Genomic DNA, 10,195 nt, shown 5'->3' with positions numbered 1-10,195 from the left:
CTGAATTTCTATATCCTTCTTTCTCATATTTTAACACACACGAACCAAAATTCAAACATACGTTCGTATTTATTTTTCATTCACAAGAAACATGAGCAAATTTATTTACTAACTTTTAGTAAGAGTTTATACTAGTTTTTGTAATCAAGAAAAAAATAAAGGTGGATTATAACATGACAAACTTTTTAAATGCAATCAAATCTCGTCGTTCAATTTATGCTTTAGGACGCAATGTTTCTTTATCTGAAACAGAAATTGAAGACTTAATTAAAGAGGCTGTAAAAGCAAGCCCTAGTGCATTCAATGCTCAATCAACACGTGTAGTTATTTTATTTGGCGATGCACATGAAAAATTATGGGACTTAACTGAAGCAGCTTTAGAACCATTGACTCCAGTGGAAGCTTTTGAAGGAACAAAACAAAAACTTGCTAGCTTTAAAGCTGGTTTTGGTACAGTCTTATTTTTCTACAATGAAGAAACGGTAACTAACTTACAAGAACAATTTGCTTTATATGCAGACAACTTCCCAGTTTGGGCGGAGCAATCAAATGGAATTGCCACTGCTAACACATGGACAGCTTTATCCGAAGCTGGACTAGGTGCAAGTCTCCAACATTACAATCCAGTGATTGATGACGCAGTAGCAAAAGAATGGGCTATTCCTGCAAATTGGAAATTACGCTCACAATTAGTCTTTGGTTCCAAAGAAGCTGAAGCAGGCGAAAAAGAATTTTTACCAGAATCTGAACGTTTCCGTGTATTTAAATAAAAACAAGAGCTAGTGGAAAATCCACTAGCTCTTTTCATCTTGGGTAATTACATCAATCGGTGTCCCTTCTTTTAAATGCTTGGTCAAAAAACTAGCAATTTCTTCAATGGACGCACTAAACTTCATTAACGGGCCTCGCAAACCACGTTTAAAGAAATTAATGCGGACAACTTTTTCTTTCGTATCTTGAAATAATACGACACGATCAATCTCGGTAAATTTAATGCCCCGATTATCCAATGAATGAATGACAAAGCGATCTTCTGTCATCCCACGACCATTAACCAAATAGCTCAAAATTAACAAGGCGGCAAAGATACCTCTAATTTTTTCATCTAAAGTTTCAGCAAAAACTTGTGAAGCACTAATAAATCCCGCAACTATAATTGGGGCAATAATTGAAAACATTGACTTACGTTTAGCTACGAATACCAATTCTTTTTTTAATGAAAATAAATAAGCATACAATACAATGGTAAATGCGCCAAACAATCCTGTAAATAGGTTCATTTTATTCTCCTAGTCTTTTCTTTTTAGTTTAACAGACCTTTAGAAACTCTACCAAATGAATTTCCTCGATTTTAGCAAATAATTTTCTATTTTATCAAAACTTCGTTAAAATAAAAAAAAACAAATGAAATGAGGGAACATTATGAGTAAAGTGATTCAACAATTTCAACGCTATGCCTTATTACGTAGCATCCTTTATATTTTAACAGGGATATTCGCAATCATGTATCCAAAAGAATTCACACAGGGCATCATCTATTTAATTGCAGGTTATGTTGCAATTTTAGGTATCATGAATTTATGGAGTGCTTACCAAGAGAAACGTCGTTCTGGTTATGTTGGCTTTGAAATGACTGTCGGTATTTTATTACTAGTGGCAGCTACAGCTATCTTAGCCTTAGCGAAACCAATTTTTACGATTATGACGATTTTCTTAGGGATTCTGATCGTTCTTAATGGTATCTTACGAATTGTACAAGGATTTAATTTGAAAGGTTTAAACCAACGTTACTTACCATGGATTTTTTATGGTGCATTATTAGTCGTTGGTGGTTTGTTGTTAATGTTTAAAGCAGTAGCAAGCATTATGACGTTATTTGGAAGTCTATTAATTTTTATGGGAATTTCTGAAATTGGGGGCTACATTCAAATCAAACGCAACTTGTCTTAACAAACAACTTGGAAATAATGTGGCAATTTTCTAACAGATATAGTATATTTAGCTTACATCATAAACACGGGAGGTTATTTCATGAAAAAAATCCATCAAGAACAAGCACATCCAAATGATGTCCCTGTGATTTTTTCTTATGATGCCACTGGACAAATTGCTAGTAAACTTTCAGTGAATGAATGGAAAAAGCAAAAACAGCAAGCAAAATTACTTGAAGAACTAGAAATTAAACTTTATCGTGAAGCGATTACTTATTATAGCAATAATGAATTAGAAAAAGCAGAAGATTTATTGTTATATTTAATTGCTTATACAGACTATACTCATTACGAATATGTCGAACGATTAGCCAACATTTATCGTAAACAACAACGTTTTACGAAAGAAAAAGAACTATTAATTCTGACCCGTAAAAATCTAGGTTCTGTCGAATTCTCTGAAGGAATTTTGAGAAGAATTAATAAACGTATCACAAAATTAGAAGAAACACCTTTTTCTGGTCTGCCTATTTTTAATTAACATACGAGCACATATCAATAAGATATGTGTTTTTTTCGTCTTTTTTAAATAAAGTACCCTTATTGGTTTATCTAAGAAAGCGTTTTATGTTAAACTTTAAGTAACTTATTTATAAGTCATAATTTTAGGAGGAAGACGATGAAGAAAAAAGTAACTGGTGGCTTTTCATTAAGCCCCCCATTAAAAGCGTTGAAGCAAAAACTAGAAATCCAGCAATCACAAGTAGCCATTTTTGAACCCAATATGGTATTTATCCCTTTGTCACAGCATATTGGTGCCCCTGCACAACCGATTGTTCAACCCGGTGATTATGTCAAACAAGGACAAGTTATTGGTGAATCCGATGCCTTTGTTTCTGCCAAAGTTCATGCTAGCGTTTCTGGAAAAGTCTTAGACATTACCGAGTGGCCCAATCAAAATAATGAGACCACACAAACCATTGTCATTGAAAATGATTTTACCTATGATAATGATTTCCTTTCAACACCCTTTCATTGGGAAGAAACAGCAAATGATGTCATCAAACAAAAAATTCAACAAGCTGGCATCGCTGGTAAAGGCGGTGCAACTTTCCCCACACACGTTAAGTTTGCAATTGATGAGACCAAAAAAATCGACACATTAGTATTAAATGGTGCCGAATGTGAACCTTTTTTAAGTAGCGATGCTTTATTAATGGAACAAAAAGCGGAGCAAATTATTGAAGGTGCTCGAATCGCACGTAAACTACTTCATGATCCTGTAATTATTATCGGCATTGAAGACGATAAACCTCTTGCTATTGCTGCGATGAAAAAAGCAACTGCCCCTTACTCTTTTATTCAAATCGAAGTCTTACCTACTGTCTATCCAACAGGTGGTGAAAAACAATTAGTTGAAGTTCTCTTAGATCGAGAAGTTCCTTTAGGTAAATTAACTGCTGACATTGGTGTTATTTTGATGAATGTCGCCACTAGTTTCGCCATCACTGAAGCTGTTTGTTGGAATAAACCATTAATTAATCGCTACACAACTGTTACTGGTGATGTACAGCACCCTCAAGTGATTCAAAGTCCAATTGGTACCTTAGCCGGTGAATTAATAGATTTTGCTGGTGGTTTTCAAGGAGCTCCTAGTAAAGTGATTTTAGGCGGTCCTATGATGGGACGAACGGTTACGACTTTGCGTGTTCCTACAACAAAAGGCAGCAACGGCGTGTTAGTTTTTAACGAAGATAACGATTGGCTGTTCACTGAAAATCCTTGTATCCGTTGCAACAAATGTGTAGAAGCTTGTCCAATGCGTTTAATGCCGTTAAGTATCGATCAGTATTTTCGCGCAGGTGATTATGACAAATGTGATGAATTGCTTGCAGAAGCCTGTATTAGTTGTGGTGCCTGCACATTTGTTTGCCCTGCGAGACGAAACTTGGCAGCGACTATTACAGACGCGAAAAATAAAGTAATCGCCTTAAAAAAGGAGGCGATGCAACATGCCTAGTTATTGTCAGGATTCTGAAAGCGAAAAACTTTTTCAACAAGCAACTAAGTTCCCTAAAACACAGCCTAATCCACACATCCGTGGCAATCAAGAAACGCAAAACATCATGCTCATGGTCATCTTAGCATTGCTTCCAGCCCTTGTATTTTCAGGTTATCTTTTTGGGTTTAGTGTCTATTTCAACTATCTCTTAGCAATGATAACAGGTATCTCAGTGGAATTTCTTTGGTTTAAATGGATAAAGCGACCTTACCAATGGGATTATAGCGCAATGTTAACCGCATTATTATTAGGCATGAATTTGCCTCCATCTGCTCCATGGTATTTTCCTGTTATTGGAACAGCATTTGCCATTATCGTCATCAAAGAATTCTTTGGCGGTTTAGGTTACAATTTTATCAATCCCGCACTAGGTGGAAGAGCGTTTTTAGTTGCTCTTTTTTATCAACAAATGTTTGCGATTAGTTGGCCTGATCCACCCTTTAGCAAACTGCCCTCACAGCCCTTTGACCCAGCTATTGATACACTATCAGGCGCTACCCCTTTGGCAATCATGCGTGCCGGTGAAACCTTATCATCCCATGATTTAAATACTGCTTTTTTCGGTTTTGTTGGCGGACGAGCTGGTGAAACAAGTGCGTTTCTTTTGTTGTTAGGCGGTGCATTTTTAATCTATAAAAAAATTATTTCACCTCGTATCCCCTTAATTATTCTAGGTACAATTGGCTTAGGTGCCTTTGTTTTAGGCCCGGAAGGATGGTTTACCGGTTCATGGCAAAATATCATTGGGCATATTATCAGTGGAGGGGCGATTCTAGGCGCATTTTTTATGGCAACAGATTATGCTTCCACGCCTTCAACTAAATTCGGTGAAAATCTCTTTGCTTTAGGTGTGGGTATTCTAGTAATTATTTTCCGATTCTTTGGTTTAACTAATGAAGGGGTCAGTTATGGTATTTTGATTATGAACTGCTTTACTCCTGCAATTGATCGCTTTCTACGGCTACGAGTATTAGGTGAAGGAAAACAAAGTCCCTTTAATTTAAAAATCAATGTTTAAGGAGGGTTGTTAGATGATTATTGCCAATCGTTTAGTTTTTTTTCTGGCTATTTTAATTACGTTTTATGTATGTGATAACTACCCATCAACGATTCAAAAGAAACAACCTCTAGTCATTAAGCGAGTAAGTTATGTTGGACTCTTAATTAGTTTGACATATATTCTCAGTGGTCTTTTATTTGAAACTCTGCTTCCTTATATGCAATACGGAAATGAACGTATTACCACATCAATAACTGTTACTGGTTTTAGCCTAGTCCTCACCTATCTCAGCTTTTTTGCTCCTTATCATCAAAAATTCTTAACGAAAGACATCAAAAAAATGATGCTCGTTGTTCAACTTTTATTAGCACTCTCAACCTTTACTTTGATTGACCCACACTATCTCATCAAAGAAGTCGTGATTTATGGCGGAATGTATGCTCTCTTTGTCATTGGTTTTGCAGGAGTGAAAGACCGTATGAGTATTGCGCCGATTCCTGATTTCATCAAGGGATTACCACTTGATCTGCTCACCTTATTTTTATTTTTATTAAGTTTTTCTTTCTTAAACGGAGTCTTTTTTGATCAATTATTCTAAAAAAGAAGGAACGTCATACTTACAAACGTTCCTTCTTTTTTTATTTTGCGAATGCACGGACAACGTAAAAAATGCCCATTAACATTAAATAAAAGCCTACTAAGAATGACAAAGTTAACATCGAAACAATTGGATCGAAAAATAAAGAAAAACCAATAAAAATACCGATAATGTTAACAATTATTGAAAACCAGTAATAAGCTGTACTGATTAAACGGGCTTCACTTAACATGAATAAGTTACGGACAGAATCAATCACAAACCACATCGCAAAGACGTAAGCCAATGCCATAATTCCGACATGTAAATTAAACATCAACACAATCCCTAAAACGACTTCCAAAATTCCTAAAATCAATAAGGCCGTTGCTTTGAATCCAGTCACTTGTTTTACTTGATTACGAATAAAAATACTAGTAATTCCGTTAATAATTGCTTTAATAGCGAAATAGTTGACAATTGCCACTAAACTGCTACCTGGATTTTGGAAAGCCATTAACGATACAATTAGAAATAATACCCCTAAAATTAAGCTACTCCAATCAAAACGATTTTTTTCATACGTGTTGACTCGCTCCTTCAAAAGAATAGTTAAACAACAAGGATTATTTCCTATGTATCTATCCTACTACTCTTTTAAATTTTGAGTCAAAGCATAACAGAAGAAGTTGAAATGGTATAAGAGTTCCACTAATTTTTCTAATTATAAAAAACGATTAATCATGGGTAGTGTCCATTTTTTCATAAAGGTTTGTGGTACATAATTCGTCTCGTAACTTATTTCAGGATTTTCAGCATACAACGTTTGATTCGCTAAATAATGACTAATTGTCCCTTGATAAATTAACTGAGGATTAACATAAGCAATTAAATCATCCGGTGTAATTAAATAAATCGGTTTATGGAAATGAACCATCCCACTTTCCTGTAAGATATAGGCTAAAAATTGAGAGCAAAAAAAGGCATTTTCACGTTCCCATTCTTGATGTAAGGCAATGCCGATTAGTCCCAAAAGATTATAGCGGTAATCGCTTCTTTTCAATTCAAATTCAGTAATTTTTTCTTGCATTCGCTCAAAATGGGCTTCTTCCATATCTAAACGATACACTTGACAACGTGAACGCAAGAAAAAATCTTGATATAAATTTTCTTTCACAAATCCCCCGTTAAAAGGATTATTAACTTTTTTACGACCAAAACTATAGACGTGATCTAATTGGCTATCTAATGCGATAGAAGAATGATTATAGTTCTTTCTAGTAAACAATTTGATACATCGTGTGAGTACCGTCCCCGTATCCGTTAATACAATATATACACTTTTCATTTCTTTTCTCCTTCTCAACAAAAAAGGGCTAGAGCCCCCCCTGCCTTTCATTATAGCATATAAAAACCTTCCTTCTCATACTTTTCTCATAAGACTAAAGACTGATTTTAAAGAAAAAAGTGTATAAATCATTTTGATTTATACACTTTGAACGGGTTATTCAATTTCCATGCCAACGATTTTATTAGCTCTTTCTCATTTTCAGTCATCTTTTCATCACTATAGATGGCTTTTTCATAATAAGAAGTTAATGCTAAGAACTCACCTTCTAATATTGAAAACTTAGCTTCCACTTGTCTAGCATATTGTTCTAGTGGCTGCTCTTTCGCACGTGGAAATTTTCTTGCCATTTTTGCTAAGAATAAAGGATAGATTGACAATAATGGTTGCTTACTGATTTTTAATAAAAGTAAAACCAGTCCATAGAAAAACCAGTACCAACCACTCACTAGCATAATTGTTAACAAGAACCATCTTAACCACTTCCAAATTTTCGAAAATGACACTTGTGGTGTTGGTTGTTCAGATATTTCTTCACTCATTGTCGTTTGTTCACTAGTTGTCTGACTAGTAGTTGATGTTTCGCTCGTTGTTGTACTTTCCGAACTTGTCGTGGTTGTCGTCTCTTGTGTTAACTCTTCTGTTAATGGCTGTGAAAACGATGGTGTTGGTTCAAAAGGCAACCATCCATAACCTTCAAAATACACTTCTACCCAAGAATGTGCATCTTGATTACGAACGGTGTAAGTTTGATAATTAGGTCTTGTTTCAGTGACCGTTCCTGGAGCAAAGCCTTTCACCCATCGCGTGGGAATACCGACGCTTCGAAGTAACACAGACATTGCCGTAGAGAAATTATCGCAATATCCTACTCTTGAATCAAATAAGAAATGATCAACGTAATCTTGATTTTCTGGTGGAACTTGAGCATCTAATTTTGAATAGCGAAAATCAGTCGATGTTTTCAAATAATTTTGAATCGCCATGACTTTTTCAAACATTGTTTCTTGATTAACGGTTAATTCATTCGCTAAATCACGCACACGTTGTGGGATTCCTACAGGTAATTGCAAATAGTTGATGGCATTATCTGGTAATGTCACGGCTATCTCAGCTAATTCAGCAGCGGAATAGTCCAAGTCTTGCCAGTCGATTTGCACACCTTGACCCAAGAAATCAATCCGATCGCTTTCTTCATAGCGATAAAAACTTGTCTGACCATACGTTAAACGAATTTGTTTTTCACCATAAGGTAACGGCAAATATTGATTGCCATTGCGATTATGGAAAGTGACATCTATACGCTCACTTTCAGCTAGTGGACCTTGATACCCACGAGTTGGTATATCTAAATCCATCGCATACAACAAAGACTCACGCGTTAAATTTTCAGGAGAATGTTGCCAACCTTTCCCCGTATAGATATTTTTACTATCCACACGCCAATAATGCGCGTGTTGCTGGTTTGCTTCAAATAAAATCGTCCGATCATCTAGTAAAGGGCCACCCAACGAAGCATCATCTTCGCTAAAACCTGTCCGTGATATCCCATTAACGCCACCAATTCCTTGACCGTTTTGTTCAAAATAACGATAAAATCCTTGTTGATTCAATCGATTACGAATGGAAGAACTTACTTCTAATAATCGATTCTCCATAGTTGTTTTGGGAATAGCGAAGGCACTAAAAAATAAGATACCAATCATCACTGTGCCAAAAATGATGGCTTGCCGCTCTTTTACATAAACGACTAGACGGAAAAACAAAGCATTACATAAAATAAATAAGATTACCATACTTAAAGCCAAATGATTATAAATCACCAAAAGTAATAAGTATCCTACAACAATCATAGTACTCAAATAAACACGTAAATATTCAATTTGCAGTTCAATCAATAAAACCATCAACGTTAAAATAATAGTCAATGCAATTGCTGGTGGAATAAAAGCAATTTCTCCACTCGAAAATCCCAAATAATTCTCTTTGAGTGTTTTCGCAAATAGAAAGAACCAATCTAGAGAAAACGTCTGCTCCAGTGGCATAAAGAGATAGGCCATACCACTGCCTGCTACACAATAAATGGGAAATTTCAACCAACGATACGGTATCATACCTGCAATCAAACAAAAAATCCCCACTGTCACATTCGCCAATAAAGACGTACCTAGACGATAAATAGACAAAAATTGCATGAAGAATAAAACAAACGTCAGAAAGGTTAACACCATTGGAAAAAATTTATCTTTGAATTGTTGTGTCATAATGTCACCTCAATTCCTAACTTTGCCATCAATTCTTTATACGTATAAACAGTGAGTTGATTGTCTCGTTGCAAGTGTGTCACTTGTTCTTCTAACGCCTCAGAATATTGGGGTGTAAATAGAAAAATTCTCTTTTGATGGAATTCCGGTAAAACTTGTGGCGCAATTAATGGCTGAATAAGTGCATATTGCCTTAAATCATTCGTCTCAACCATTGGGACGTTTTCACCTATTAAAATTGTAGTAAATTGTGGAAACTGACGATGCAAGGAATAAAAGATCCCTAACATTTCTTCAAAATAAAAACTATCCTGTCCATAAAAGATAAAAACCCATTCTGAAGTTTGGTATTGTTGGTATTCTCGGTAAATTAATTCTTGTTGACGACTAGAGACTTTCCAATCAATTTGCTTTAACGCATCACCCATACGATACGGACGATAGTTTTTCACGGTAAAACTTGATTCGCCATATGTACTTTGATGCAATACTTGCTGAAAATAAGCAACAACTGTGTCTGCTTCGACAGAAAATTGTGGTAGCACAAATCCGTTCATTTCCATCTCTAATATGCGTTTTTTTTGAAACCATCCAAAAAAATCACTACTAGTTACTTGAATAGGTACTTTTTGAAAATAGCCGCGTTCTGCAGGTGACCACATGGTTTGGAGCTGCTTTTTTCCTTGAAAAAAATACAAAGAAATCGTTGATGGAAAAGCAGTACTCATTAGTTTCATTTGGATGAACACAAGTGGATAGCTACCCCGTTTGGTTATTTCAAAAGAGAGTTTTGCTGATTCTCCCATTTGCAATAATAGTTCTTCTCGGCTAACTAGCTTCAAACGCCGCAAAGAACCCAAAAGACTAATCATCTCTATGCCGACCAATAGTGTAGCAAACAATAACAACGTCCAACCTGTTTCATTGGTAAAAATGAGCGCATAGATTACAATAAAAAGATACGCTAGAAACAGAGTAAAACCATTGCCCCAATTTTTTAGCTGTTTCATCCA

11 protein-coding genes are annotated in these 10,195 nt (G+C 35.6%); 6 read left to right on the top strand and 5 right to left on the bottom strand.

The genetic code is table 11. The features are described from left to right. Positions 1-173: 173 nt before the first annotated feature. Entirely contained in the window at positions 174-770 is a 597-nt protein-coding gene (locus tag PYW32_RS05770; RefSeq protein ID WP_016175274.1) for a nitroreductase family protein, read from the top strand. A gap of 24 nt (positions 771-794) precedes the next feature. On the opposite strand, the gene PYW32_RS05765 is transcribed toward PYW32_RS05770, so the two are convergent. Beyond that, entirely contained in the window at positions 795-1,280 is a 486-nt protein-coding gene (locus tag PYW32_RS05765; protein ID WP_016175275.1) for a hypothetical protein, read from the bottom strand. A 142-nt stretch (positions 1,281-1,422) separates the two neighbouring features. Here PYW32_RS05765 and PYW32_RS05760 point away from each other — a divergent pair, with 142 nt between their 5' ends. From PYW32_RS05760 to PYW32_RS05740, 5 genes are all read left to right on the top strand, one after another. Then, positions 1,423-1,950 (top strand): HdeD family acid-resistance protein, encoded by a 528-nt coding sequence (locus PYW32_RS05760; RefSeq protein WP_016175276.1) that lies wholly within the window; start codon positions 1,423-1,425, stop codon positions 1,948-1,950. Positions 1,951-2,031: 81 nt separating this feature from the next. Beyond that, positions 2,032-2,472 carry a hypothetical protein gene (locus tag PYW32_RS05755; protein WP_016175277.1) on the top strand — a complete coding sequence of 147 codons (441 nt, stop codon included), beginning with the start codon at positions 2,032-2,034 and terminating at the stop codon, positions 2,470-2,472. A gap of 138 nt (positions 2,473-2,610) precedes the next feature. Next, positions 2,611-3,951, top strand: a complete 1,341-nt coding sequence (rsxC, locus tag PYW32_RS05750) for an electron transport complex subunit RsxC (protein ID WP_016175278.1) — start codon at positions 2,611-2,613, stop codon at positions 3,949-3,951. Further along, on the top strand, positions 3,944-5,011 hold the full coding sequence (locus tag PYW32_RS05745; RefSeq protein WP_016175279.1) for an RnfABCDGE type electron transport complex subunit D: 1,068 nt from the start codon (positions 3,944-3,946) through the stop codon (positions 5,009-5,011). The genes rsxC and PYW32_RS05745 overlap by 8 nt, the downstream gene beginning before the upstream one ends. A gap of 13 nt (positions 5,012-5,024) precedes the next feature. Continuing rightward, positions 5,025-5,591 (top strand): hypothetical protein, encoded by a 567-nt coding sequence (locus tag PYW32_RS05740; RefSeq protein ID WP_016175280.1) that lies wholly within the window; start codon positions 5,025-5,027, stop codon positions 5,589-5,591. A 40-nt stretch (positions 5,592-5,631) separates the two neighbouring features. Here the strand turns inward: PYW32_RS05740 and PYW32_RS05735 are convergent, their stop codons facing one another. The 4 genes from PYW32_RS05735 to PYW32_RS05720 all read right to left on the bottom strand — a co-directional run bounded on the left by PYW32_RS05735 (position 5,632) and on the right by PYW32_RS05720 (position 10,192). Continuing rightward, a complete protein-coding gene (locus PYW32_RS05735) occupies positions 5,632-6,174 on the bottom strand; it encodes an HdeD family acid-resistance protein (protein WP_016175281.1) in 543 nt (180 codons plus the stop codon). Positions 6,175-6,294: 120 nt separating this feature from the next. Then, the gene (locus PYW32_RS05730; RefSeq protein ID WP_016175282.1) at positions 6,295-6,918 is read right to left on the bottom strand and encodes a hypothetical protein; all 624 of its coding nucleotides are present in this window, start codon (positions 6,916-6,918) and stop codon (positions 6,295-6,297) included. Between the two features lie 128 nt (positions 6,919-7,046). Further along, entirely contained in the window at positions 7,047-9,182 is a 2,136-nt protein-coding gene (locus tag PYW32_RS05725; protein ID WP_016175283.1) for a transglutaminase-like domain-containing protein, read from the bottom strand. Beyond that, on the bottom strand, positions 9,179-10,192 hold the full coding sequence (locus PYW32_RS05720) for a DUF58 domain-containing protein (RefSeq protein ID WP_016175284.1): 1,014 nt from the start codon (positions 10,190-10,192) through the stop codon (positions 9,179-9,181). The genes PYW32_RS05725 and PYW32_RS05720 overlap by 4 nt, the downstream gene beginning before the upstream one ends. Positions 10,193-10,195 lie beyond the last annotated feature (3 nt).

The sequence above is a fragment of the Enterococcus saccharolyticus subsp. saccharolyticus genome (assembly GCF_029023825.1).
GTDB classification, from domain to species: domain Bacteria; phylum Bacillota; class Bacilli; order Lactobacillales; family Enterococcaceae; genus Enterococcus_F; species Enterococcus_F saccharolyticus.
Note: the sequence above shows the minus strand (reverse complement) of the source record. Positions and strands in the feature narration are given on the sequence as shown.